This is a genomic window from Streptomyces sp. R33 (assembly GCF_041200175.1).
Lineage (GTDB): Bacteria > Actinomycetota > Actinomycetes > Streptomycetales > Streptomycetaceae > Streptomyces > Streptomyces katrae_B.
In genome coordinates this window covers 2567866-2593447 of the sequence record NZ_CP165727.1, presented here as the reverse complement: position 1 = coordinate 2593447, position 25582 = coordinate 2567866, and the positions used below count along the sequence as shown (strand labels likewise).

General features: G+C 72.7%; 19 protein-coding genes. 10 read left to right on the top strand and 9 right to left on the bottom strand.

From position 1 onward, the window contains the following. The first annotated feature begins 150 nt into the window (after positions 1-150). Genes AB5J51_RS11925 through AB5J51_RS11910 form a run of 4 tightly spaced genes read left to right on the top strand, consistent with a single transcriptional unit; the run spans position 151 to position 4694 of the window. On the top strand, positions 151-2811 hold the full coding sequence (locus AB5J51_RS11925; RefSeq protein ID WP_369777680.1) for an ATP-binding protein: 2661 nt from the start codon (positions 151-153) through the stop codon (positions 2809-2811). Then, on the top strand, positions 2808-3494 hold the full coding sequence (locus AB5J51_RS11920) for a response regulator (protein WP_053788484.1): 687 nt from the start codon (positions 2808-2810) through the stop codon (positions 3492-3494). The genes AB5J51_RS11925 and AB5J51_RS11920 overlap by 4 nt, the downstream gene beginning before the upstream one ends. 24 nt (positions 3495-3518) lie before the next feature. After that, positions 3519-3938 (top strand): OB-fold nucleic acid binding domain-containing protein, encoded by a 420-nt coding sequence (locus AB5J51_RS11915; RefSeq protein WP_078987586.1) that lies wholly within the window; start codon positions 3519-3521, stop codon positions 3936-3938. Positions 3939-3941: 3 nt separating this feature from the next. Then, a complete protein-coding gene (locus AB5J51_RS11910; protein WP_053788483.1) occupies positions 3942-4694 on the top strand; it encodes a DUF3159 domain-containing protein in 753 nt (250 codons plus the stop codon). Positions 4695-4794: 100 nt separating this feature from the next. Here AB5J51_RS11910 and AB5J51_RS11905 read toward each other — a convergent pair whose 3' ends face one another. Then, positions 4795-5457 carry a TrkA family potassium uptake protein gene (locus tag AB5J51_RS11905; RefSeq protein WP_053691455.1) on the bottom strand — a complete coding sequence of 221 codons (663 nt, stop codon included), beginning with the start codon at positions 5455-5457 and terminating at the stop codon, positions 4795-4797. Next, positions 5454-6122 carry a TrkA family potassium uptake protein gene (locus tag AB5J51_RS11900; protein ID WP_136222780.1) on the bottom strand — a complete coding sequence of 223 codons (669 nt, stop codon included), beginning with the start codon at positions 6120-6122 and terminating at the stop codon, positions 5454-5456. The genes AB5J51_RS11905 and AB5J51_RS11900 overlap by 4 nt, the downstream gene beginning before the upstream one ends. A gap of 197 nt (positions 6123-6319) precedes the next feature. Here AB5J51_RS11900 and AB5J51_RS11895 point away from each other — a divergent pair, with 197 nt between their 5' ends. After that, on the top strand, positions 6320-8368 hold the full coding sequence (locus AB5J51_RS11895) for an APC family permease (protein ID WP_369777679.1): 2049 nt from the start codon (positions 6320-6322) through the stop codon (positions 8366-8368). A gap of 97 nt (positions 8369-8465) precedes the next feature. Then, positions 8466-9797, top strand: coding sequence for a class I SAM-dependent RNA methyltransferase (locus tag AB5J51_RS11890; protein ID WP_369777678.1), 1332 nt, complete (start codon positions 8466-8468; stop codon positions 9795-9797). A 100-nt stretch (positions 9798-9897) separates the two neighbouring features. On the opposite strand, the gene AB5J51_RS11885 is transcribed toward AB5J51_RS11890, so the two are convergent. The 4 genes from AB5J51_RS11885 to AB5J51_RS11870 all read right to left on the bottom strand — a co-directional run bounded on the left by AB5J51_RS11885 (position 9898) and on the right by AB5J51_RS11870 (position 15814). Next, the gene (locus AB5J51_RS11885) at positions 9898-12114 is read right to left on the bottom strand and encodes a PQQ-binding-like beta-propeller repeat protein (protein ID WP_369777677.1); all 2217 of its coding nucleotides are present in this window, start codon (positions 12112-12114) and stop codon (positions 9898-9900) included. Between the two features lie 5 nt (positions 12115-12119). Further along, the gene (locus AB5J51_RS11880) at positions 12120-13070 is read right to left on the bottom strand and encodes a serine/threonine protein kinase (RefSeq protein WP_369777676.1); all 951 of its coding nucleotides are present in this window, start codon (positions 13068-13070) and stop codon (positions 12120-12122) included. Between the two features lie 110 nt (positions 13071-13180). Then, positions 13181-15286 carry a serine/threonine-protein kinase gene (locus AB5J51_RS11875; protein WP_369777675.1) on the bottom strand — a complete coding sequence of 702 codons (2106 nt, stop codon included), beginning with the start codon at positions 15284-15286 and terminating at the stop codon, positions 13181-13183. Positions 15287-15358: 72 nt separating this feature from the next. Beyond that, positions 15359-15814 carry an Lrp/AsnC family transcriptional regulator gene (locus AB5J51_RS11870; protein WP_133896637.1) on the bottom strand — a complete coding sequence of 152 codons (456 nt, stop codon included), beginning with the start codon at positions 15812-15814 and terminating at the stop codon, positions 15359-15361. Between the two features lie 132 nt (positions 15815-15946). Between AB5J51_RS11870 and AB5J51_RS11865 the strand changes: the two genes are divergently transcribed. Next, the gene (locus tag AB5J51_RS11865; protein WP_369777673.1) at positions 15947-16951 is read left to right on the top strand and encodes an asparaginase; all 1005 of its coding nucleotides are present in this window, start codon (positions 15947-15949) and stop codon (positions 16949-16951) included. A 72-nt stretch (positions 16952-17023) separates the two neighbouring features. Here the strand turns inward: AB5J51_RS11865 and meaB are convergent, their stop codons facing one another. The 3 genes from meaB to AB5J51_RS11850 are packed head-to-tail and all read right to left on the bottom strand — an operon-like array spanning position 17024 to position 22107. Further along, positions 17024-18010, bottom strand: a complete 987-nt coding sequence (meaB, locus tag AB5J51_RS11860) for a methylmalonyl Co-A mutase-associated GTPase MeaB (RefSeq protein ID WP_133896636.1) — start codon at positions 18008-18010, stop codon at positions 17024-17026. Positions 18011-18019: 9 nt separating this feature from the next. After that, entirely contained in the window at positions 18020-20224 is a 2205-nt protein-coding gene (gene scpA / locus AB5J51_RS11855) for a methylmalonyl-CoA mutase (RefSeq protein WP_136222968.1), read from the bottom strand. Next, on the bottom strand, positions 20221-22107 hold the full coding sequence (locus AB5J51_RS11850) for a methylmalonyl-CoA mutase family protein (RefSeq protein ID WP_369777671.1): 1887 nt from the start codon (positions 22105-22107) through the stop codon (positions 20221-20223). Before AB5J51_RS11850 ends, scpA begins: the two co-directional genes overlap by 4 nt. An 866-nt stretch (positions 22108-22973) precedes the next feature. On the opposite strand from AB5J51_RS11850, the gene AB5J51_RS11845 reads away from it, so the two are divergent. From AB5J51_RS11845 to AB5J51_RS11835, 3 genes are read left to right on the top strand one after another with little or no spacing between them, the layout of a single operon-like run. After that, positions 22974-23909: a TauD/TfdA dioxygenase family protein gene (locus tag AB5J51_RS11845; RefSeq protein WP_369777669.1), complete on the top strand. Its 936-nt coding sequence runs from the start codon at positions 22974-22976 to the stop codon at positions 23907-23909. 35 nt (positions 23910-23944) lie between these two features. Beyond that, positions 23945-24508 (top strand): NADPH-dependent FMN reductase, encoded by a 564-nt coding sequence (ssuE, locus tag AB5J51_RS11840; RefSeq protein WP_369777668.1) that lies wholly within the window; start codon positions 23945-23947, stop codon positions 24506-24508. 39 nt (positions 24509-24547) lie between these two features. Further along, positions 24548-25579, top strand: a complete 1032-nt coding sequence (locus AB5J51_RS11835; protein ID WP_369777666.1) for an ABC transporter substrate-binding protein — start codon at positions 24548-24550, stop codon at positions 25577-25579. Positions 25580-25582: the final 3 nt, after the last annotated feature.

Sequence of the window (25582 nt, the reverse complement as noted above, 5' to 3'; positions counted from 1 at the left end):
GCGCCTCTCGGCGACTGTTTCAGGCCGCGGGCCGTACTCCTTCGGGGGTACGGCCCGCTGTCGTACCCGCGGGTGTCAGGGGTCCGTCAAGGATGGGCGGACGGCCGGGAAAAGTGCGTGATCGGCGGAAACGTCCCGGAGAATGGGCGCATGGGACGCGGCAAGCTACGGATCTACCTCGGCGCGGCACCCGGTGTGGGCAAGACGTACGCGATGCTCTCCGAGGGCCACCGCCGGGTGGAGCGGGGCGGCGACTGCGTCGTCGGCTTCGTCGAGCACCACGGGCGGCCGCGCACCGAGGTGATGCTGCACGGGCTGGAACAGGTGCCGCGCCGGGAGCTCACGTACCGGGGCGCCGCCTTCACCGAGATGGACGTGGACGCCGTACTGGCGCGCCGGCCCGCCGTCGCGCTCGTGGACGAGCTCGCGCACACCAACGTGCCCGGCTCGCGCAACGCCAAGCGCTGGCAGGACGTCGAGGAGCTGCTGCAGGCGGGCATCGACGTCGTGTCCACCGTGAACATCCAGCACCTGGAGTCGCTCGGCGACGTGGTGGAGTCCATCACCGGCGTGCGGCAGCGGGAGACCGTGCCCGACGAGGTGGTGCGGCGGGCCGACCAGATCGAGCTCGTCGACATGTCCCCGCAGGCGCTGCGCCGGCGGATGGCGCACGGGAACGTCTACCGGTCCGACAAGGTCGACGCGGCCCTGTCGAACTACTTCCGGCCCGGCAACCTCACCGCCCTGCGCGAGCTGGCGCTGCTGTGGGTGGCCGACCGGGCCGACGAGTACCTCCAGCAGTACCGGGGCGAGCACGACATCCGCTCCACCTGGCAGGCCCGCGAGCGGATCGTCGTCGGGCTCACGGGCGGGCCCGAGGGCCGTACGCTCATCCGCCGCGCCTCCCGGATGGCCGCCAAGGGCTCCGGCAGCGAGATCCTGGCCGTCTACGTCGCCCGCAGCGACGGGCTGACCGCGGCCTCGCCGAAGGAGCTCGCGGTCCAGCGGACGCTGGTCGAGGATCTTGGCGGAACGTTTCACCATGTGATCGGCGACGACATCCCCGACGCGCTGCTCGAATTCGCCCGCGGGGTCAACGCCACCCAGATCGTGCTCGGCTCCAGCCGCCGCAAGGCCTGGCAGTACGTCTTCGGGCCGGGCGTCGGCGCCACCGTGGCCCGCGACTCGGGGCCCGACCTCGACGTGCACATCGTCACGCACGAGGAGGTCGCCCGGGGCCGCGGCCTGCCCGTGGTCCGCTCGGCGGCCCGGCTCGGACGGCCCCGGATCATCGCCGGCTGGGTCGTCGGGATGTTCTTCCCCGCCCTGCTGGCCGTGCTGCTCACGCACGTGAACGCCGACCCGGGCCTGGCCAACGAGATGCTGCTGTTCCTCTCGCTGACCGTGGCCGCCGCGCTGCTGGGCGGGCTCTGGCCGGCGCTGGCCTCGGCGGCCTTCGGCTCGCTGCTGCTGAACTACTTCTTCGCCCCGCCCGTGCACCGGTTCACCATCTCCGACCCGAAGAACATCGTGGGCATCGCCGTCTTCTTCGGGGTGGCCGTCTCCGTGGCCTCGGTGGTGGACCTGGCCGCCCGGCGCACCCACCAGGCCGCCCGGCTGCGCGCCGAGTCCGAGATCCTCTCCTTCCTGGCCGGCAGCGTCCTGCGCGGTGAGACCACGCTGGACGCGCTGCTGGAGCGGGTGCGCGAGACCTTCGCCATGGAGTCCGTGGCCCTGCTGGAGCGCGCGAGCGACGTCGATCCCTGGCAGCCGGCCGGCAGCGTCGGCCCGAGCCCGGTCGGCCGCCCCGAGGACGCCGATGTCGACATGCCCATCGGGGACCACATGGCGCTGGCCCTGTCCGGCCGGGTGCTGCCCGCCGAGGACCGCCGCGTGCTCGGTGCGTTCGCCGCGCAGGCCGCCGTGGTCCTGGACCGGCAGCGGCTGGTCGGGGAGGCCGAGGAGGCCCGCCGGCTGGCGGAGGGCAACCGGATCCGGACCGCGCTGCTGGCCGCCGTCAGCCATGACCTCCGTACGCCGCTGGCCTCCATCAAGGCCTCGGTGTCGTCCCTGCGCTCCGACGACGTGGACTGGTCCGAGGAGGACCGGGCCGAGCTCCTCGAAGGCATCGAGGACGGCGCCGACCGGCTCGACCACCTGGTGGGCAATCTGCTCGACATGTCCCGGCTCCAGACCGGCACCGTGACCCCGCTGATCCGGGAGATCGACCTCGACGAGGTGGTCCCGATGGCACTGGGCGGCGTACCGGAGGACAGCGTGCTGCTGGACGTCCCGGAGACGCTGCCGATGGTGGCGGTGGACCCGGGGCTGCTGGAGCGCACCGTGGCCAACGTGGTGGAGAACGCCGTCAAGTACAGCCCGGCCGGGGAGCCCGTGGTGGTCGCCGCCAGCTTCCTCGGCGACCGGGTCGAGGTGCGCGTCGTGGACCGCGGGCCCGGCGTGCCCGACGAGGCCAAGGACCGGATCTTCGCCCCCTTCCAGCGGCACGGGGACGCCCCGCGGGGCGCCGGGGTGGGCCTCGGCCTCGCGGTGGCCCGGGGCTTCGCCGAGGCCATGGACGGCACCCTGGCGGCCGAGGACACCCCCGGCGGCGGACTCACGATGGTGCTCACGCTGCGGGCCGTGACGCGCGACAGTGGGCAGGCGGACGGCGCGGCGGACGGCGAACGACGCGCCACCGTGCCGGAGACGGCCGGCCACCTGCCCGACGACCCCGACACCCCCGGCGCCGCCGACGGCACCGACCTCATGGATCTCGACCCGATACGACAGAAAGCAGGACCTCGATGACCCGGGTGCTCGTGGTGGACGACGAGCCGCAGATCGTCCGAGCCCTCGTGATCAATCTGAAGGCACGCAAGTACGAGGTCGACGCCGCCGCGGACGGGGCCGGAGCCCTGGAGCTCGCGGCCGCCCGCCACCCCGACGTGGTCGTCCTCGACCTGGGCCTGCCCGACATGGACGGCGTCGAGGTGATCAAGGGCCTGCGCGGCTGGACCAGGGTGCCGATCCTGGTCCTCTCCGCCCGGCACAGCTCCGACGAGAAGGTCGAGGCCCTCGACGCCGGGGCCGACGACTACGTCACCAAGCCCTTCGGCATGGACGAGCTGCTCGCACGGCTGCGCGCCGCCGTCCGCCGGGCCGAGCCGTCCGCGGGCGCCGGCGAGGAGGAGGTGATCGTGGAGACCGACGGATTCACGGTGGACCTGGCCGCGAAGAAGGCCGTGCGCGCGGGGCGCGACGTACGGCTCACGCCCACCGAATGGCACCTGCTGGAGGTGCTCGTCCGCAACGGCGGCAAGCTCGTCAGCCAGAAGCAGCTCCTCCAGGAGGTCTGGGGGCCCTCGTACGGCACGGAGACGAACTACCTGCGCGTCTACATGGCGCAGCTGCGGCGCAAACTCGAGGCGGACCCCTCGCACCCGCGGCACTTCATCACGGAGCCGGGCATGGGATACCGCTTCGAGAGGTAGCGGGGGCGCCGGTACGCTTCCTGTATGAGTGCTGAACCGCGTCCCGATAAGTCCGCCAAGCCGGTCAGGCCGGCGGGCCGGTTCCGGCGGATGATAGAGCGGCTGTCCACCTCGCAGGAGGAGCTGCATTCGGCGGAGCTGCAAGAGGACGCAGAAGCCGCGGGGTGCACGCGGATCTGCGACTCCCACGACCGCCAGATAGTCAAGGTGACGGGAACCCTGCGTACCGTCACCCTTCGGCCGCGCGCGGGGGTGCCCGCGCTGGAGGCGGAGCTCTTCGACGGCTCGGCCGGGCTGGACGTGGTCTGGCTCGGGCGTCGCTCGATCGTGGGAATCGAACCCGGCCGGCGCATGATCGCCTCCGGGCGGATCTCGATGAGCCACGGCCGCCGGGTCCTCTTCAACCCGAAGTACGAACTCCGACCGCTCGGACAGGAGCACTGACCGGTGACGTCATTCGACAAACCGACCACCCCGGACCCCGAGGGCGGGCCGTCCCCCGATCCGGCCCCCGACCAGGCGGCCGTGACCCAGGCGGCGCTCTTCGACGCCTTCGGCGGAGTCCGGGGCACCGTGGAGACGATGCTCCCCGGGCTGCTCTTCGTGATGATCTACACGGTCAACAAGGACGTGAAGATGTCCGCGATCGCGGCGGGCGCGGTCGCGGTCCTGCTCGTGATCGTGCGGCTGCTGCGCAAGGACACCGTGAAGCACGCCTTCAGCGGGGTCTTCGGCGTGGGGGTCGGCGTGGCCTTCGCCCTGTTCACCGGTACCGCCAAGGGCTTCTACCTGCCCGGCATGATCTACGGCGCCGGGCTGGGCGTGGCCTTCACGGTGTCCGCGCTCGTGGGGTTCCCGCTGCTGGGCGTGATCCTGGGCCCGGTGTTCAAGGAGAACCTGTCCTGGCGCACCCGCAACCCCGGGCGCAAGAAGGCGTACACGAAGGCCAGTCTGGCCTGGGGCATCATCTTCCTCGCCAAGTACGCGATCCTCTTCCCGCTGTACTGGTGGGGCGACGCGACGCAGCTGGGCTGGGTGCTCATCGCGCTGAAGCTGCCCCCGATGGTGCTCGCGGTGTACTTCACGTGGGTGTTCCTGGCGAAGGCACCGCCGCCGATCGACGTGATCGCGGAGTGGGAGGCCAAGGACGCTGCCGCAGAGGCCGCCAAGGCCGCTGCCGCCCGGGAACACGGGGCCTGACCGCGCGCCCCGTCCGCTGACGGGTTCCTCCCACCGTGACGTGAAAGGGGCGGGCCGGCCATCCGATGGCCGGCCCGCCCCTTCGTCGTGTCGGGTGCCGTCAGTGACGGGCCTGGAGGAGGTCCTCCAGCTGTTCCTCGCGGGCCTGGGCGGCCACGAAGAGCAGCTCGTCGCCCGGCTCGAGCGTCTCCTCCGCGTGCGGGGTCAGGACCCGGTTGCCGCGGATGATCGTGACCAGCGAGGTGTCCTCGGGCCAGGTGATCTCGCTGATCTGGGTCCCGGCGACCGAGGAGTCGGCGGGCAGGGTCAGCTCGACGAGGTTGGCGTCGCCGTGGCTGAAGCGGAGCAGCCGCACCAGGTCGCCGACGCTGACGGCCTCCTCCACCAGGGCCGACATCAGACGCGGCGTGGAGACCGCGACGTCGACGCCCCAGGACTCGTTGAAGAGCCACTCGTTCTTCGGGTTGTTCACGCGCGCCACGACCCGGGGGACCCCGTACTCGGTCTTGGCCAGGAGGGAGACGACCAGGTTGACCTTGTCGTCGCCCGTGGCGGCGATGACCACGTTGCAGCGCTGCAGCGCGGCCTCGTCGAGCGAGGTGATCTCGCAGGCGTCGGCCAGCAGCCACTCGGCCTGCGGCACCCGCTCCACGGAGATGGCGGTCGGCGCCTTGTCGACGAGCAGCACCTCGTGCCCGTTCTCCAGCAGCTCGCCCGCGATGGAACGGCCCACCGCGCCGGCTCCGGCGATCGCGACCCTCATGCGTGTGCCTCCTCGGGGCCTTCTGCGAAGGCCGCCTCGACCTTGTCGATCTCGTCCGTACGCATCATCACGTGGACGAGGTCGCCCTCCTGCAGCACCGTCTGGGACGTCGGCAGCATGGCCTCGCCCAGTCGGGTGAGGAAGGCCACGCGGACACCGGTCTCGTCCTGCAGCTTGCTGACCTTGTGCCCGATCCAGGCGGCGGAGGTGTGCACCTCGGCGAGCTGGACCCCGCCGCTCGGGTCGCGCCACAACGGCTCGGCCCCGGACGGCAGCAGCCGGCGCAGCATCTGGTCGGCGGTCCACCGCACGGTGGCCACGGTCGGGATGCCCAGGCGCTGGTAGACCTCGGCGCGCTTCGGGTCGTAGATGCGGGCGGCGACGTTCTCGACACCGAACATCTCGCGCGCCACGCGGGCGGCGATGATGTTGGAATTGTCACCACTGCTGACGGCTGCGAAAGCGCCCGCCTCCTCGATCCCGGCCTCGCGGAGCGTGTCCTGGTCGAAGCCGACCCCGGTGACGCGGCGGCCGCCGAATCCGGCTCCCAGCCGGCGGAATGCGGTGGGGTCCTGGTCGACGACCGCGACCGTATGCCCCTGCTGTTCCAAGGTCTGCGCGAGGGCGGAGCCCACCCGTCCGCAGCCCATAATGACGATGTGCACGGCCGTCCTTCCGGCTGTCAGCGCTCGCTGGTTTCCAGCCTCATTGCATGCTCTGGCTTAACAGGGTCTCAGACCATGGCCCAAGCTACACACGGGCGGTCCCCGTTGTGACCTTTGCGGTCCAGACGGCGACTCATTGCCCTGGAATACCGGCGGGGGGTTCGTCAGCCGGATTTCGAACGCATACGATCCTCTGCGTGTCCAAACTGACCGACGTGCCCAAACGGATCCTGATCGGCCGGGCGCTACGCAGCGACCGCCTCGGGGAAACGCTCCTCCCCAAGAGGATCGCCCTCCCTGTCTTCGCTTCCGACCCGCTCTCCTCAGTGGCATATGCCCCCGGAGAGGTCCTGCTGGTCCTGTCGATCGCGGGTGTGTCGGCGTACCACTTCAGCCCCTGGATCGCCGCCGCGGTCGTCGTGCTGATGTTCACCGTGGTCGCCTCGTACCGCCAGAACGTCCACGCGTACCCGAGCGGCGGCGGCGACTACGAGGTCGCCAACACCAACCTCGGGCCCAAGGCCGGACTCACGGTGGCGAGCGCCCTGCTCGTCGACTACGTCCTGACCGTCGCCGTGTCGATCTCCTCCGGAGTCGAGAACCTCGGCTCCGCCGTGGATTTCGTCATCGAGCACAAGGTGCTCTCCGCGGTGATCATGATTCTTCTGCTCACGCTGATGAATCTGCGCGGCGTGAAGGAATCCGGAAAACTCTTCGCGATCCCGACGTACGTGTTCGTCGGCGCCGTCTTCGTGATGATCGCCTGGGGCGCCTGGCGCGGCCTCGTCACCGGCGACACCATGCAGGCCCCGACGGCCCACCTGGAGATCAAGGCCGAGCACCAGGGGCTGGCCGGCTTCGCGCTGGTCTTCCTGCTGCTGCGGGCCTTCTCCTCCGGATGTGCCGCCCTGACCGGCGTCGAGGCGATCAGCAACGGCGTCCCCGCCTTCCGCAAGCCCAAGAGCAAGAACGCCGCCTCCACCCTCGCCCTGATGGGCGCCCTGGCGGTCACCATGTTCTGCGGGATCATCGGCCTGGCCATGGCCACCGACGTGAAGATGGCCGAGTCGCCCGCGACCAACCTGCTGGACAACGGCGTCCCCGTCGGCCCCGAGTTCGTCCAGCACCCGGTGATCTCCCAGGTGGCCGAGGCCGTCTTCGGCAACGGCAGCTTCCTGTTCGTCGTGCTGGCGACCGCCACCGCGCTCGTCCTGTTCCTGGCCGCCAACACCGCGTACAACGGCTTCCCGCTGCTCGGCTCGATCCTCGCGCAGGACCGCTACCTGCCGCGCCAGCTGCACACCCGCGGCGACCGGCTCGCGTTCTCCAACGGCATCGTGCTGCTCGCGGGCGCGGCCATCCTGCTCGTGTGGATCTACGACGCCGACTCCACCAAGCTGATCCAGCTCTACATCGTCGGCGTGTTCGTCTCCTTCACGCTGAGCCAGATCGGCATGGTCCGGCACTGGAACCGCCACCTGCGCACCGAGAAGGACCAGGCCTCGCGGCGCCGGATGCACCGCTCCCGGGCGATCAACACCTTCGGCGCGATCTTCACGGGCCTGGTGCTGGTCGTGGTCCTGGCCACCAAGTTCACGCACGGCGCCTGGGTCGCCCTGCTGGGCATGGTGATCTTCTACGGCACGATGACCGCGATCCGGAAGCACTACGACCGGGTCGCCGCCGAGATCGCCGCCGCCGAGGGCCCCAGCGACGACAGCGTGCGGCCCTCGCGGGTCCACTCGATCGTGCTGGTCTCCAAGGTGCACAAGCCCACGCTGCGCGCCCTGGCCTTCGCCAAGCTGACCCGCTCGGACACCCTGGAAGCGCTCAGCATCAGCGTGGACGCGGCCGAGACGAAGGCGCTGAAGGAGGAGTGGGAGCGGCGCGGGATCAACGTACCGCTGAAGATCCTCGACTCCCCGTACCGCGAGATCACCCGCCCGGTGATCGAGTACGTCAAGGGCCTGCGCAGCGAGAACCCGCGCGACGCCGTCAGCGTCTACATCCCGGAGTACGTCGTCGGCCGCTGGTACGAGCACCTGCTGCACAACCAGAGCGCGCTGCGGCTCAAGGGCCGCCTGCTGTTCACCCCCGGCGTGATGGTCACCTCGGTGCCGTACCAGCTGGAGTCCTCGGAGCTGGCGAAGAAGCGGGCGAAGAAGCGGCAGGAGTGGAACGCCCCGGGCGCGGTGCGCCGCGGACCGGTGGACACCCCGCGCCCGAAGGACCGCGCGGGCAAGTAGCGCCGTTGTCGGTGTGGCGAACGGCCGGACGAGATCCACGTAAACTGGTGGGTCGGTCGTCCGGCCGTTCCCATTTATGTTTTGGAGTCTCCCCACCATGACCGAGCAGAACGAGAAGCAGTCCTTGGTCGGGGAGGAGTACGAGGTCGAGGTCGGCCCCGTCGCGCACGGCGGCATCTGCATCGCCCGGACCTCCGACGGACGGGTCCTGTTCGTCCGGCACACCCTCCCGGGAGAGAAGGTGATCGCCAAGGTCACCGAGGGCGAGACGGACTCCCGCTTCCTGCGCGCCGACGCGATCACCGTCCTCGAGGCCTCCAAGGACCGCGTCGAGGCCCCGTGCCCGTACGCCGGCCCCGGCAAGTGCGGCGGCTGCGACTGGCAGCACGCCAAGCCGGGCGCCCAGCGCCGGCTCAAGGGCGAGGTCGTCGCCGAGCAGCTGCAGCGGCTCGCCGGCCTGACCCCGGAGGAGGCCGGCTGGGACGGCACGGTCATGCCGGCCGAGGGCGACAAGCTCCCGGCGGGCCAGGTCCCGCAGTGGCGCACCCGCGTCCAGTACGCCATCGACGAGACCGGCCGCGCGGGCCTGCGCAAGCACCGCTCGCACGACATCGAGCCGGTCGACCACTGCATGATCGCGGCGCCGGGCGTCAGCGAACTCGGCATCGAGAAGCAGGACTGGCCCCAGATGGCCACCGTCGAGGCGATCGCCGCGACCGGCTCCCAGGACCGCCAGGTCGTCCTCACCCCGCGCCCGGGCGGCCGCCTCCCGCTGGTCGAGCTGGACAAGCCGGTGTCGGTCCTCCGGGTCGAGGAGAAGGACGGCGGGGTCCACCGCGTCCACGGCCGCCCCTTCGTCCGCGAGCGCGCGGACGGCCGTACGTACCGCGTCGGCATGGGCGGCTTCTGGCAGGTCCACCCGCAGGCCGCGGACACCCTGATCAAGGCCGTCATGCAGGGCCTGATGCCGCGCAAGGGCGAGATGGCCCTCGACCTCTACTGCGGCGTCGGCATCTTCGCGGGCGCCCTCGCCGAACGCCTGGGCGAGACGGGCGCGGTGCTCGGCATCGAGTCCACGAAGCGCGCGGTCGAGGACGCCCGGCACAACCTGGCGGACTTCCCCCGCGTCCGCATCGAGCAGGGCAAGGTCGAGACGGTCCTCCCGAAGACCGGCATCACGGAGTGCGACCTGGTCGTCCTGGACCCGCCCCGCGCGGGCGCGGGCAAGCAGACGGTCCGCCACATCGCCGGCCTCTCGCCCCGCCGCATCGCGTACGTGGCCTGCGACCCGGCGGCCCTGGCCCGAGACCTGGCGTACTTCAAGGAGGCCGGCTACAAGCCCCGCACCCTCCGCGTCTTCGACCTCTTCCCGATGACCCACCACATGGAGTGCGTGGCCATCCTGGAGCCCATCCGCGACGACGTCTGAGGGCCTGAAGCCCCGTCACGCCGGCCCGGGCGCGTTCACGGACGCTGCCGGGCCGGTGGTCTGTTCGCGGGGCTTGGGCCGAGGGTTGCGGTACGTGGCTTCAGTCGGTCGGGAGGGACGTCATTCTGCTCTTCTCGCGGACGTGCAGGCGGGTGCCCGACGGGTCCGGTGTGAGGGTGGTCGCCTTGGTCTCGTAGCGCCAGACCGGGAGGTGCGTGCGGAGGTCCACGGCTCGGACGCCCAGGGTGTCCAAGAGGTAGACGTGGTTCGGCGTGGCCACCGGGGCCACGTCGCGGTTGGGGGTGGACTCCCCTGCGGCGGACTTCTTCGGGGTGGGTTCGCGCCAGCGTTCCGCTCCGGTGCGGGCGTCCAGGGCGACGAGGCCGTGGGTGCCCTCGACGGCGTAGACCACGCCGTCCCGGACCGTCGGGATGCCGTAGCGGCGTTTGCCCGCGACCGGTCCCACGTCGCGGCCCTCGCCGAAGGACCAGGCGGGTTTGCCGTCCGAGAGGCGGAGGGCCTGGACCGTGGCCGCGCCGAGGTAGACGTGGTCGTCGTCCGTGGCCGGCTGGTCGGGGGTCGCGCCCGGCGCCGCCAGGGTCGCGGACCAGCGTTCGGTGCCGTTCGCCGCGTCGTGGAGGGAGACCCGCAGGTCGTCGCCGAGTTCGGCCCGCTGCCACAGCAGTACCCCGCCGCGTACTGCCTTGAGCCGCAGGACAGCCGGGTACTCGAGCTTGATCTGGTGCGGGGTGGGGCCCGCCGCCGGCCGGCGCCACAGCTCCTTGCCGGAGGTCAGGCTCGCGGCCACCACCCACCACTCCTCGCCCCCCGCGGCCTTCGCGTGCAGGAAGACCGTGTCCCCGCTCGCGCCCAGGATCTGGGTCAAGCGGTGGGCGCCGTCGAACGCGGGCAGGCGAACGCGGGGCGGCGCCTCCTTGCCGCGTTCCACGTACTCCATGGGCAGGACGGAGACCGCGACCGCCTTGTCGGGTGCGGTGTCCGGGTCCCGCCTCCCGAGCCCGTACAGGACCTTGCCGTCGGTGCCGACCCGCCAGCGGTCCGCGTAGCCGAGGAACTCCGTCTTGTCGCTGCCGGTCCGCGCGTCGAAGGCCCCGACCGTGGTGCCCGCGACCGCGACCAGGGCGTCGCCCACGCACAGGGGCTCGGGGAGGACCGGGGGGATCACCGCGTCGACCCACCACAGAGGGTCGGGCGGCGGCTGCAGGGCGGGCTTTTTTTTCGCCGCGGTGTCCGGGCGGCTGCTGCGCCAGGCCCACCAGCCGCCGCCCGCAGCAAGTACGGTCCCGGCGACCGCCGCGCCGCCGCCCAGCGTCAGGAGCCGGCGCCGCGACAAGCCGGTCCGGGCCGCAGCGGCGGTCTCCGGCTCCTCGGCGGGCGCCGCGAGCCGGGCCGGCGGCGGCTGCCACACCGCCGCGGCCCGCCGGGCGATGTCCGCGAGGACCGGCTGCGGCAGCCCGTCGGCGAAGACGGCCGGCTCGCCGGGGGAGAGGAGCTCCGCCAGCTCGCCGGTGCCCGGCCGCAGTGCCGGGTCCTTGCTCAGGCAGCGGGCCAGCAGCGGGGCCAGTACGGCCGGTACGCCGCCGAGGTCGGCCTCCGCGTACCGCACCCGGTAGAGGAGGTCCGCGGCCTGGCCGCCGCCGAACGGGCCGTGCCCCGTGGCCGCGAAGACCAGGACGCCCGCCAGCGCGAACACATCGCCGGCCGGGGTGTGTTCGAGGCCTCCGGCCTGCTCCGGCGACATGAAGGCGGGGGTGCCGGCCGCGGCCCCGGTACTGGTCAGCCGTTCGTCGCCGAGGGCGCGCGCGATGCCGAAGTCGATGACCTTGGGCCCGGCGGCGGTGACCATGATGTTGGAGGGCTTGAGGTCGCGGTGCACGACGTCCGAGCGGTGCAACTGGCCCAGGGCCCGGGCGAGATCGGCGCCCAGCGACCGGACCGACGCCTCGGGCAGCGGACCGCCGAGGCGCACCGCCTCGTCGAGCTGCGGGCCGATCACGTACTCGGTCGCCAGCCACGGCGTCGGCGCCAGCGGGTCGGCGCCGAACACGCGCGCCCCGTACCGGTCGCCGATGACCCGCGCCGCGTCCGACTCCAGCCGGAACCGGGTGCGGAAGGAGGTGTCGGCGGCGATCCGGGTGTGCACGGTCTTGAGCGCGACCGTACGCCCGCCCGCCGACCGGGCCAGGTAGACCGTGCCCATGCCGCCGCTGCCGAGCCGGGCCAGCAGCCGGTGGCCACCGAGGTGCACCGGGTCGTCGTGCGTGAGCGGTGCGAGCGGGGACGGGAGGGGAGGCATCGGGGTCAGTGCACTTTCTGCGGTGATGCGGACGAGATGAACTGCTCGTGTGCCGTGGGGAGTTCGGCGGCCAGCAGCCACGCGGACTGGGCGGCGAGGGCGGCGACGACGCGGCCCGGCAGTACGACTGGCGGAGCGGCGCCGTCGAGGGCCGTGGCGGGCCCGGCGGAGGGCGGCAGCCGCGGGTCCGGGACCCTCGAGGGGGCGGCCAGGCCGCGCAGCAGCTCCCCGGCCGACCCGGGCCGGTCCGCGGGGTCACGCGCCAGGCACGCCCCCACCACCCCGCGCAGCCCGGGCGGCAGTTCACCCTGCTCGGGCACCGTGTGGCCGGTCGACGCATAGGCCAGTACGGACCCCAGGGCGAAGAGGTCCCCGAGCGGCCCGGGCGCTGCGCCCGAGGCCTCTTCCGGAGCCAGACAGCCCGGGTCGATTCCCGGCAGCCCCGCCCGGTGCACGCCGTCGGGAGCGGCGGCCCGCACGGCGCCGAAACACGACAGCACCGGCCCGCCGGCGGTGACCAGCACGGCGGCCGGCGACAGCCCCGCGTGCGCCGCCCCGCGGGCGTGCGCGGCGGCGAGCCCTTCCGCGAGGGCGGCACCGAGCCCGCGCACGACCTCCTCGGGCAGCGGACCGCCGTAGGCGGCGAGCACCGCCGGCAGCGGCAGCATCGGCTCGTACGGGGTCGCGTACCAAGGGAAGCCGGCCGTGCCGCCCACCTCGGCGACGTCGAGGAACCGCGGCAGCCGCAGCCGCCGGGCGCCCTCGGCCTCGACCGCCCACCGGGAGGGATCGGCCCCGGCCCGCGGTACGCCGACGAGGACGGTGCGCTCCCCGTCGGCGCTGCGCGCGAGGTACCGGCGTTCGGGGACGGAGCGCTCGGCGGATTCCGGATCGAGCCGCGCCAGGGTCGTGAACGGCCCGATCTGCGCGGGGTCGTCCTGCCGTAGGCGTTCCATGTGCGCGGTCTCCCGGTTCGGTTGCTCGGCCCATGCCCGTGGCCCGTGGCCCGAGGCCAGTGGCCCGTGGCTCGAGCCCGCGGCCCGAGCCCCCCGAGCCTAGGCGATCGTCAGTCCACGACCGGCAGGGCGGTCAGCTTCCAGCTGTTGACGGTGAACAGGCGGTTCCCGGCTCCGGCCATCGCCCAGACCCCGCGCGACTCGGGCGACCAGGTCCAGAACCGCTTGCCGTTGAAGGCGGAGTACGCCGAGACGCCCTGCCCCTCGCCCTCCACGGCGAAGACCGTACGAGCCTGCACCACGAGGGGGATGTGCGGCAGGGGGCCGTGGACGGCGCTGCCGTTCGGGGTGGGCACCCCGGTCGCGAGCCGCGCCTGGGTCATCGCCGTACCGTCCATGGCCCACAGGGACTCGCCGTACCGGACCGGCGGCCCCCAGCCGCCGCTGTCCTCCTTCGGGGGCTCCTTCGCGTCGGTCGGGTCCCACAGCTCGGTGCCCGTCCGGATGTTCAGCCCCTTCAGGGTCCGGCCGCCGAGGTACACCGCATCCCCCACGACGAGCGGCTGAACGGCGGACCGCGCCTGACTGACGACCTCCCAGACGGTGGCGCCCGTCGCGGTGTCGACGGCGAAGACGGTGCCGTACGCGCCGCAGACCACGAGCCGGTCCGGGCCGGCCGCGGCCCGTGCGCCGGGTGCGGCCTTCGAGCCGGGCGACCGCAGGGCGGTCTGCTCCAGCGCCACGGTCCAGCGGACCTTGCGGGTGCTGGTGTCCACGGCGCGCAGCCGCCCGTCCCGGGTCACCAGGTACACGGCCGACGCGTCCGCGGCCAGGATGCGGTGGGTGTCGGCGGCCACCGTCCACAGCCGCTTGCTGGTGGAGGCTTCGAAGCAGAGCAGCCCCCCGCCGGGACCGCCGGTGACGAACCGGTTGCCGGGCAGGGCGACCAGGCCGGCCGCGGGGACGGTGCCGGGCAGCCGCCACTTCTCCTTGCCGTCGGCCGTCAGCCGGGCCGCCAGCCCGCCCTCCTTCGCGGCGAAGACGACCACGTCGAGCAGCGGGAGCGGGGTGGTGACCACACCGTCCACCGCCTGCGCCGCCACCGGCAGCGGCCCCCACAGCGGGTCCGGAGGCGTGCCGGACTGCGTGGAGAGCGGGGAAAGGGGCTGCGCGTTGCGGGCCGTGCCGGGCGGGGGGAGGGACTCGCCGCGCATCAGCCACCAGGCGCCCGTCGCACCGCCGGTGGCGGCCAGGGCCCCGCCGGCCGCGAGGGAGGCGCGAAGGACCCGTCTGCGGGAGGGGCCGGTTCCGGGCTCCTGGCCGATCACCGTGGCGGCCTGCCGCTCGGCCTCGTTCCCGCGGCGCGCGATGTCCTGGGCGAGCGGCCCCTTGCGCCAGACGCGGTCCGCTCCGCGCGGCGGTGCGAAGGCGCCCGCGATCTGCTCGGGGGTCGGGCGCAGCGCGGGGTCCTTGGCGAGGCAGGGTGCTATGAGCCGGCGCAACTCATCCGGCACACCGTCGAGTCGAGCCTCGCCGTGAACCACCTCGTACTGCACGGCGGCCACGTGCGTCCCGTCGAAGGCGCGCTGCCCGGTCGCCGCGTACGCGAGCACCGCGCCCAGCGAGAAGACGTCCGCGGCGGGGCCCACGCGCCGGCCGAGCACCTGCTCGGGGGCGCCGTAGCCGGGGGTGGCCGGGACCTGGCCGGTGGTGGTGAGCGTCAGCCCGTGCTCGGGTCGGGCGATGCCGAAGTCGATGACGCGCGGCCCGTCCGACGTGAGCACGATGTTGGCCGGCTTCAGGTCGCGGTGGACCAGTCCCGCGGCGTGGATCTCGCCCAGGGTGGCGGCGAGCGAGGCGGCGAGCGCGCGGACCCCGTCGGCGCCGAACGGCCCGTGCCGGCGGACGGCGTCGTCGAGGGTGGGCCCGGTCAGGAACTCGGTGGCGATCCAGGGCCGGTTGCCGTCCTCGCTCATCGCGTTCAGGACGCGGGCCACGCCGGAGCTGGTGACGGCCTGCGCGGTGTGCGCCTCGCGGACGAACCGCTGGGCGAGGTTGGGGTCGTGCGCGAGCTCCGGCAGCAGCACCTTGACCGCCGCGGTCCGGCCGCCGTCGTCCCGCCCGAAGTAGACCTTGCCCATGCCGCCGGCGCCGAGGACGCCGAGGAGTCGGTACGGGCCCAGCCGGACCGGGTCGCCTGCGCCGAGAGGTTCCATGGGGTGCTGCTTCCTTCGCTCGGTCCGGTAGGTCTGGGGGTCGACGTCAGCGCTCGACGTCAGCGCTCGACGTCAGCGCTCGACGGGCAGGCCCATCGGTTCCTTGATGCGTTTCATGATGATCTGCGAGTTGACCTCGGTGATGCCGGAGAGGGCCGTCAGTTTTTCGATCCAGAGGCGTTCGTACGCGCGCAGGTCCGCGACCGCGATGCGCAGGAGGCAGCCGGGGCTGCCGAAGAGGCGGTACGCCTCGATGACGTCGGGGATGTCCTGGAGGGCCGCCTCGAAGGCCTCGACGGCGGCGCGGTCGCGGCGTACCTCGACCGAGACGAGCACCTCGAAGCCGCGGTCGACCGCCTCGGGGGAGATCACGGCACGGTAGCCCTGGATCACCCCGTCCTGCTCGAGCTGGCGTACCCGGCGCATACAGGGGGAAGGGGTCAGGCCGACGCGCGCGGCGAGCTCCTGGTTGCTGAGGCGGCCGTCAGCCTGGAGCTCGCGCAAGATATCCCGGTCAATCGAGTCCATTGCGCAATTATCACCTACTCCCTCAGCCGGGGTCGGCCTGAAGAGGCAATCGCATTGCGCGTAGATGTCCGTATCATTGCTGCTTTCAGCACATGTGTACGAGAGACACGCGAGAGAAGGGCGGCCGCGGCCATGGGACGGATCGTCGTCATCAGCACCGGCGGGACCATAGCCAGCCGCTGGCAGGGCTCAGGCTTCGCGGCCGATGCCGACGGCAGCGAGGTCATGGCCACCGCTCCGCTGCCCGAGGACATCACCGTCGAGGTGGTGGACCTGTTCAGCGTGAACAGCCCCCGGCTCACCACCGCCCACCAGCTCACCCTGCTGCGCACCGTGCACGAGGTGCTCGCCGACCCGGGCGTGGACGGCATCGTCGTCACGCACGGCACCGACACCCTCGAGGAGTCGGCCTTCCTCGTCGACCTGCACCACCACGACCCGCGCACCGTGGTGTTCACCGGCGCGCAGCGCCCCATGGGCACCGCGGACGGGGACGGCCCGGGCAACCTGTACGACGCGCTGCTCACCGCGGCGAGCACGCGGGGGCTCGGCGTGCTGATCGCCTTCGGGGGCCGGGTCCACGCGGCCCGCGGCACGGTGAAGACCCAGGCGGTGGCGCTGGACGCGTTCGCCGACCCCTCGAAGGAACTGCTCGGGAAGATCGGCTTCGGGAAGGTCACCATGCTGCGCGCCCCGCAGCGCCCGGAGCCGCTGCCGCTGCCCGCGATGCCGGAGCTGCCGCCGCGGGTGGACATGGTGATGCACCACGCCGACGGCGACCCGGTGCTCCTGAACGCGGCGGTCGCGGCGGGAGCGCGGGGCATCGTCCTCGTCGGCACGGGCGCGGGCAACGCCACGCCGGAGATCGTGGCCGCGGTGAAGGACGCCGTGGCGCGGGGCGTGCTGGTGGCGCTGACCACGCGGGTGGCCGCCGGGCCGGTCACGGAGATCTACACGCACGGCGGTGCGGTGGACCTGGTGGCGGCGGGGGCCGTTGCGACGGGGACCTTGCGGGCGCCGCAGGCGCGGATCGCGGTGCTTTCGGCGCTGCTGGCCGCCACGGATCCGGCGGAGCAGGGGCGCATCCTGCAGCGCTGCCTGGCCTCCACGGACCCGGCCACCCTGGTCACCGTCTGACCCTGACGCCGACCGGGTGCCGCTGCGCGGTGTCGTCTCCCCGCGCGGCGGCCGACCGGTCTCGGGGACCGCTCACCCCCGGCCGAACGCCGAGAGGATGCGGTCCGCCGCCGAGGTGGGGGTGACCGTGCCCGCGCGCACCGCAGCCTCCAGGGCCGGGGCCAGGTCGCGGACCGACGGGTCGGCGCGCAGCCGCTCCAGGAGCTCGTCCCGGACCATCGACCAGGTCCACTCCACCTGCTGCGCCGCCCGCTTGGCCGCCAGCCGGCCCCCCGCGTCCAGCAGTCGCCGGTGCTGCTCCAGGCGGTTCCACACCTCGTCCAGACCCGCCGACTCCCGCGCGCTGCACGTCAGCACCGGCGGGGTCCAGGCCGCGTCCGCGGGGTGCATGAGGCGCAGCGCGCCCGACAACTCCCGTGCCGCCGCCTTCGCGTCGCGCTCGTGCGGGCCGTCCGCCTTGTTCACCGCGAGGACGTCCGCCAGCTCCAGGACGCCCTTCTTGATGCCCTGGAGCTGATCCCCCGTACGGGCCAGGGAGAGCAGGAGGAAGGAGTCGACCATGCCGGCGACCGTCGTCTCCGACTGGCCCACGCCGACCGTCTCGACGAGGACCACGTCGTAGCCCGCCGCCTCCATCACGATCATCGACTCGCGGGTGGCCTTCGCCACCCCGCCCAGCGTCCCCGCCGAAGGCGACGGGCGCACGAACGCCGCCGGGTCCACCGACAGGCGCTCCATCCGCGTCTTGTCACCCAGGATCGAGCCGCCCGTGCGGGTCGAGGACGGATCCACGGCCAGGACCGCGACCCGGTGGCCCAGCCCCGTCAGCATCGTGCCGAACGCATCGATGAACGTGGACTTGCCGACGCCCGGCACCCCGCTGATACCGATCCGCCGGGCCCGCCCCGCATGCGGCAGCAGCTCCGTCAACAGCCCCTGCGCGAGGGCCCGGTGAGCGGGCAGGGTGGACTCGACGAGCGTGATCGCGCGCGCGATGAACGCACGCTTCCCGTCGAGCACCCCCTTCGCGTAGGCCTCGATGTCGATCTTCGGAGGCATCGGCCGCGCCTACAGCTCGTGGCCCAGATCCGCGGCCAGCCGCGTCACCAGGTCGTGGGCCGCGTCCGGGATCACGGTGCCGGGCGGGAACACCGCCGCAGCGCCCATCTCGAGCAGGGTCGGCACGTCGGCCGGCGGGATCACCCCGCCCACCACGATCATGATGTCCTCGCGCCCCTCCTCCGCCAACTGCTCGCGCAGCGCCGGTACGAGGGTCAGGTGGCCGGCCGCCAGCGACGACACGCCCACCACGTGGACGTCCGCCTCGACGGCCTGGCGGGCCACCTCCGCCGGGGTCTGGAACAGCGGGCCGACGTCCACGTCGAAGCCCAGGTCGGCGAAGGCGGTCGCGATGACCTTCTGGCCGCGGTCGTGCCCGTCCTGGCCCATCTTGGCGACCAGCACGCGCGGACGGCGGCCCTCCGCCTCCTCGAACCGGTCGACCAGCGCACGCGTGCGCTCCACGTTCGGGGACTCGCCTGCCTCGGTGCGGTACACACCCGAGATCGTACGGATCTGGCTCGCGTGCCGCCCGTACACCTTCTCGAGTGCGTCCGAGATCTCACCCACGGTCGCCTTGGCCCGCGCCGCGTCCACCGCCAGCGCGAGGAGGTTGCCCTCCATGCCCTGCCCGGCGCCCCGCTCGGCCGCGTTCGTCAGCGCCCGCAGTGCGTCCTGCGTGACCGCCTCGTCGCGCTCCTCGCGCAGCCGCCGCAGCTTCTCGATCTGCTGCGTGCGCACCGAGGAGTTGTCGACCTTGAGGACGTCGATCTGCTCGTCGTTCTCCACCCGGTACTTGTTCACGCCGATCACCGGCTGGCGCCCCGAGTCGATCCGCGCCTGCGTACGGGCGGCGGCCTCCTCCACGCGCAGCTTCGGGATGCCCGCGTCGATGGCCTGCGCCATGCCGCCGGCCGCCTCGACCTCCTGGATGTGCTGCCAGGCCCGGCGCGCCAGGTCGTACGTCAGCTTCTCGACGTACGCGCTGCCGCCCCACGGGTCGATCGACCGGCAGGTCCCCGACTCCTGCTGGAGCAGCAGCTGGGTGTTGCGGGCGATGCGCGCCGAGAAGTCCGTCGGCAGCGCGAGCGCCTCGTCGAGGGCGTTGGTGTGCAGCGACTGGGTGTGCCCCTGGGTCGCCGCCATCGCCTCGACGCAGGTACGCGTCACGTTGTTGAAGACGTCCTGCGCGGTCAGGGACCAGCCGGAGGTCTGCGAATGCGTGCGCAGGGAGAGGGACTTCGCGTTCTGCGGGTCGAACTGCTTGACCAGGCGCGCCCACAGCAGGCGTGCGGCGCGCAGCTTCGCGACCTCCATGAAGAAGTTCATGCCGATCGCCCAGAAGAACGACAGGCGCGGCGCGAAGGCGTCCACGTTCAGCCCGACGGCCTGCCCGGCGCGCAGGTACTCCACACCGTCCGCGAGGGTGTACGCGAGCTCCAGGTCGGCCGTGGCCCCGGCCTCCTGGATGTGGTACCCGGAGATCGAGATGGAGTTGTACCGGGGCATCTTCTGCGAGGTGAACGAGAAGATGTCGGAGATGATCCGCATCGAGGGCTTGGGCGGGTAGATGTAGGTGTTGCGGACCATGAACTCTTTGAGGATGTCGTTCTGGATGGTCCCGGCGAGCTTCTCGGGGGAGACGCCCTGCTCCTCCGCCGCCACGATGTAGAGGGCGAGGACCGGCAGCACCGCGCCGTTCATCGTCATCGACACCGTCATCTTGTCCAGCGGGATGCCGTCGAAGAGCTGGCGCATGTCGTAGATCGAGTCGATCGCCACGCCCGCCATGCCGACGTCGCCCGTGACGCGCGGGTGGTCGCTGTCGTAGCCGCGGTGCGTGGGCAGGTCGAAGGCGATCGACAGGCCCTTCTGGCCGGCCGCGAGGTTGCGCCGGTAGAAGGCGTTCGACTCCTCGGCCGTGGAGAAGCCCGCGTACTGGCGGATCGTCCAGGGCTGGTTGACGTACATGGTCGGGTACGGGCCGCGCAGGTACGGGGCCACGCCCGGGTAGGTCCGCAGGAAGTCCAGGCCCTCCAGGTCGCGCCCGGTGTACAGCGGCTTCACGCCGATGCCCTCGGGGGTCTCCCACAGCAGGTCGCCGGCGGCGGACCCGGTGGACTCCTTCACCGCCGCACGCCACTGCTCCTCGGAGCCGGCAGCGGAGGCGCCGCCGCCCAGCGCGAGCGAGGAGAAATCGGGGATGCTGCTCACAGAGCGACTCCCATCCGGTCGAGTACGGAGGACAGCACGGCGACCGCATCGCAGCCGGCGAAGACGTACTCGTCCACGGCGCCGGCCGAGGTGCCGGGCTTGCCCGCGAGGAACACGGTCGTCGCACCGGCCGCGCGCAGGGCCTCGGCCACCGCCTCGGCCTGCTCCTCGTACAGCGCGTCGCTGGAGCACAGCACGGCCATGCCGTCCGCGCCGCTCGCGGCGTAGGCCTCGGCAGCCGTCGCCGCGTCCACCGACACCGGGTCGTGGACCGCCTCGACGCCGCCCGCCTGGAACAGGTTCGCGGCGAAGGTGGCGCGCGCGGTGTGCGCGGCCGCCGGGCCCAGCGCGGCGAGGAAGATCCGCGGACGGTTCCCGGTCGCGGCCAGGTGTGCGTCGCTGCGGGCGCGCAGCGCCTCGTACGCCTCGTCGCGCCGTACGCGGGGCAGCCCGCCGGTGGGACCCGCCGGGGCGGGCTCGCGGTCGAGGGGCTTCTCCGAGAGCAGCGGGAACTCGCTGACTCCCGTGATGGGTTCGCGGCGCTTGGCGAGCTTCTTGGAGCGCTCGGCCCAGGTCGCGGCGAGCCGCTCGGCGACGAGGCCGGAGCGCAGGGCGGCGGCCAGACCGCCGGCCTTCTCGATCGTCTGGAAGAACTCCCAGGCGGCGTGGGCCAGTTCGTCGGTGAGCTGCTCGACGTAGTACGAGCCGCCGGCCGGGTCGATGACGCGGGCCAGGTGCGACTCCTCCAGCAGGATGGTGGAGGTGTTGCGGGCGATGCGGCGCGCGAAGGCGTCCGGCAGGCCCAGCTCGTGGTCGAAGGGGAGCACGGTGACCGAGTCGGCCCCGCCCACGCCCGCCGCCATGCAGGCGACGGTGGTGCGCAGCATGTTCACCCAGGGGTCGCGGCGGGTCATCATGACCGGCGAGGTGACGGCGTGCTGGCGCTGGGCGCCGGCCTCAGGGGCCCCGCAGGCCTCGGCGATCCGGGCCCACAGACGGCGGGCGGCGCGGAACTTCGCGATGGTGAGGAACTGGTCGGCGGTCGCGGCGTAGCGGAACTCGAGCTGGCCGAGGGCGGCTTGGACATCGAGGGCGCCGGCGGCTCCGGTCTCGCCGTCGGCTTCGGTGAGGGCGCGGAGGTAGGCGACGCCGGTGGCCAGGGACAGCCCCAGCTCCTCGGCCGCGCTGCCGCCGGCCTCGTGGTACGGCAGGGCGTCGACGGCGAGGGCGCGGACGCCGGGCCAGTGTGCGGCCGCCTCACGGGCGAGCCCGACGGCGCCGGCCGGGTCCAGGACCTCACCCGTACGGGCCTCGTGGCCCAGCGGGTCGGCGCCGAGGCTCGCGCGGGCGGCCTCGGGGGTCACACCGCGCTCGGCGTACAGGCGGAGCAAGGCGCGGGCGGCCTCGGCGTATTCGGCTCCGGCGTCCAGGGAGACGGGCGCCAGGTCGAGGTAGACGCCGTCGAGGACGCGGGGGAGCGCGTCGACGGGGAGTCCGCCGGGTCCGCCCAGGGACAGCCAGAGGGAGGTGACCCCGTTCTCGAGGTCGGTGAGAACGGCCTCGTTCACCCGTGCGGCATCGCTGCCGAGGTACCGCTGCCGCACGTCCCAGCCACCGGCGGCACCGCCGGCGGGGCTGCCGCCCCGGACGAACGGTGCGAACCCGGGGAAACCGGTTTCGTCGGCCGTTTCGGGCGCGGTGTACAGCGGGCGGGTGGTGAGCCCGTCCTCGAGCTTTGTGGACAACGCGTCTTCTGCAGCATCGCCGGATACGTCCTTGCCGGACTTGCGTAGAACGCCCTCTACCAGGCGCTGCCACTGCTCATGCGTCGCGTCAGGGAACTCGGCGGCCAAGGAGAGCCCGTCATCAGGCAGGACCGTCATGGCTCGAATGCTAGGGGGGTCACCTTGGGAACCACTATAACGACAGGGTGTGATCTCGCCCTCTCATGTGAGACGGGTCGGGTCACGAAAGAGCGCCCCGAGCGGGCGGGCACCTGCGGGGGCGGGTTCGACCCCGAGGGCGTCCGAACAGGCGGCAAAGGGCGGCGGTGTCGGCGAACGCGTGGCGGTCGCGTTGCGGGGGCATGAAATCCGGCCACGGTTTTCGGCCGTCGCGGGGGGTTCTGCGGCGCGTTTCCGGGACGCCATAGGGCCAGGTCAGGGCCGGTGTGCCGCGGTGGGTGGGAGCTTCTGGCGGGGGCCGTTACGGCGTGCCGGGCGGGGCTTGACCCGTACTCGGGCCGCTGACAGTCTCCGAGCCATGTCCGCGTTCGAGCTTCCCGCCCCGCGGCTCCACACCCCCGGCTCCTGTACCGCGCCGGGTTCGTGTCCGGGCCGCTGTCCGGCCCCGCGCCGCGCTTAAGCGCCGCCCCGGGCCCCGACCGGTGACCGTTCGGCCTTCCGCCGAACCGGCCGTCGGCCACCCGGCCCGGAACCGCCCGGCTCCGCTCCGGCCCCTCCGCCCTCGCGCCGGTGGGCTTCGGCCCTGATCCACGTACGTCCGGTCCGGCCGGCCGCGGCCCACCGGCCTCCGGTCCGTCGGCCCCGGCGACCAGCCTCCCGTCCGCAAGGCCCCGGCCCACCGGCCGGCGGCCCGGTCCGGCCCCCCAGCCCACAGCTGATCCGGCCTCCCGCTCACCGGCTTCAGGTGCCGACCCGGCCCCTGCCTCCGGTCAAGCGGCCCCGGTCAACAGGTTCGTCCGTGCGCCCCGTTCCTCCACTGCGGAAACCAACCCAAGGGAGTTCCCATGAGCACTGCCACCCGTACCCAGCTCACCGTCACCCGGATCGGCGGGCGGATCGGTGCCGAGATCGGGGGTGTGCAGCTCGGCGGGGAGCTCGGTGACGATGTCGTCGCCGAGATCCGTGCCGCGCTCCTCGCCCACAAGGTCGTCTTCTTCCGCGACCAGCACCACCTCGACGAGGCCGGCCACGAAGCCTTCGCCCGGCTCCTCGGCACGCCCGTCGCCCACCCCACCGTGCCCTCCGCCGACGGCCGTTACGCCCTCGGCATCGACTCCCACCACGGCGCCCGCGCCAACCAGTGGCACACCGACGTCACCTTCGTCCCCGCCTACCCCGCCTTCTCCATCCTCCGTGCCGTCACGGTCCCCCCGTACGGCGGCGACACCCTCTGGGCCAACACCGCCACCGCCTACGCGAACCTCCCCGAGCCACTGCGCAGCCTCGCCGACGGCCTGCGCGCCGTGCACACCAACGAGTACGACTACGCAGCCCTCAAGCCCGACGCGCTCCCCGAGGCCCTCGTCCAGTACCGCGAGGTGTTCACGTCCACGAAGTTCCGCACCGAGCACCCCGTCGTCCGCGTCCACCCCGAGACGGGCGAACGCACCCTGCTCCTCGGCAACTTCGTCCAGCGGATCGAGGGTCTGACCGGTCAGGACTCCCGTGCGCTGGTCGACCTCTTCCAGTCGCACATCGAGCGCCCGGAGAACACCGTCCGCCGGCAGTGGCGGGCCGGCGACGTCGCGATCTGGGACAACCGGGCCACCCAGCACTACGGCGTCGACGACTCCGACGACCACGAGCGCACCCTGCGCCGCGTGACGGTCGACGGCGACGTCCCGGTCGGCCCGGACGGGGTCCCGTCCCGCCTGATCAGCCCGGAGACCGTCCCCGACCCGTCCTTCGGCATCCCGTCGGGCGCCTCCGCCACCGCCTGACCCGCCCCGCCCGTACGACACCCCAAGGAGGCCCCGTGCCCACCCTGCTCGCCCTCTCCGGCAGCCCCTCCCCGCACTCCCGTACCGCCGTCGTCGCCGACCACGTGCTGCGCCGGCTGGCCCACGCCGGGTACGACACCGCCCACCTCGCCGTACGGGAGCTCCCCGCCGCCGACCTCCTCTCCGCCCGCCGCGGCGAGCCGGAGATCCGCCGGGCCCTCGAAGCGGTCGCCGCGGCCGACGGGATCATCGTCGCGACCCCGGTCTACAAGGCCTCCTACACCGGCCTGCTCAAGGCCTTCCTCGACCTGCTCCCGCAGGACGGGCTGGCCGGAAAAACGGTTCTGCCGATCGCCACCGGCGGCAGCCTCGCCCATGTCCTGACCCTCGACTACGCCCTGCGCCCGGTACTCGCCGCCCTCGGCGCCCGGCACGTCACCGCCGGCCGGTTCGTCCTGGACTCGTCCGTGGAGCGCGGTACCGGCCCCGACCGGCTGCGGCCCGAGGCCGAGCTGGACCTCTTCCAGGCCGTCGACGAGTTCGCCGGGGCGCTGGACGCCCGGGCCTCCGCAGCCCCCCTCGCCACCACCGCCCCGTAGCGGCCCCGAAACCACCGAATCCCGACAAGGACCCCCTCCATGCCCGCAGCCCTCGCCTCCACCTCCACCTCCCGACGCCAGTTCCTCACCCTGCTCGGCATCTCGGCGGCCGCGGTGAGCTGCGGCACGGCCACCGCCACCGGCGGATCCGCCAAGCAGGTCACGACCCTCAAGTACCAGGGGTCCGTCGGCGCGGTCCTGCTCCCCGAGCTGGCCGCGGACCTCGGCTACCTGGGCGGCCTGACCCTGGACTGGGTCGGCAACACCATCAGCGGCCCCCAGGACATCCAGTCCGCCGCCACCGGCCAGACCCACTTCGGCGGGGCCTTCAACGGCGCGATCGTCAAACTCGCCGCGAGCAAGGCCCAGATCCAGTCCGTCATCTCCTACTACGGCTCCGACAAGGACACCTACCTCGGCTACTACGTCCTGGAGGACAGCCCGATCCGCTCGCCCCGCGACCTGATCGGCAAGAAGGTCGGCATGAACACGCTGGGCGCCCACGCCCAGGCGCTGCTGGAGATCTACCTGGAGCGCAACGGCCTCTCCAAGGCCGAGGCGGCCAAGGTCGAGTCCCTCGTGGTCCCGCCCGTCAACACCGAACAGGCGCTGCGCCAGAAGCAGATCGAGGTCGGCGTGCTCAGCGGAGTCCTGCGCGACAAGGCCCTCGCCTCCGGGGGCATACGCCCGCTGTTCAAGGACTTCGAGCTGCTGGGCGCCTTCAGCGCCGGGTCGTACGTGATGACCCGGCGGTTCATCAAGGAGAACCCCGACACCGTACGGACCTTCACGACCGGTGTCGCCAAGGCCATCGAGTGGTCCCGGAACACCCCGCGCGAGGAGGTCATCGCCCGGATGACCGAGATCGTCAAGAAGCGCGGCCGCAACGAGGACACCTCCACCCTCCAGTACTGGCGCTCGTACGGGGTGGCGGAGACCGGCGGCCGGATCGCCGACAAGGAGTTCCAGCTGTGGATCGACTGGCTCGGTGAGCGCGGCGAGGTCAAGAAGGGCCTGCTGAAGCCCGCCGACCTGTACACGAACGAGTTCAACGACCAGGGGAAGGGCTGAGCA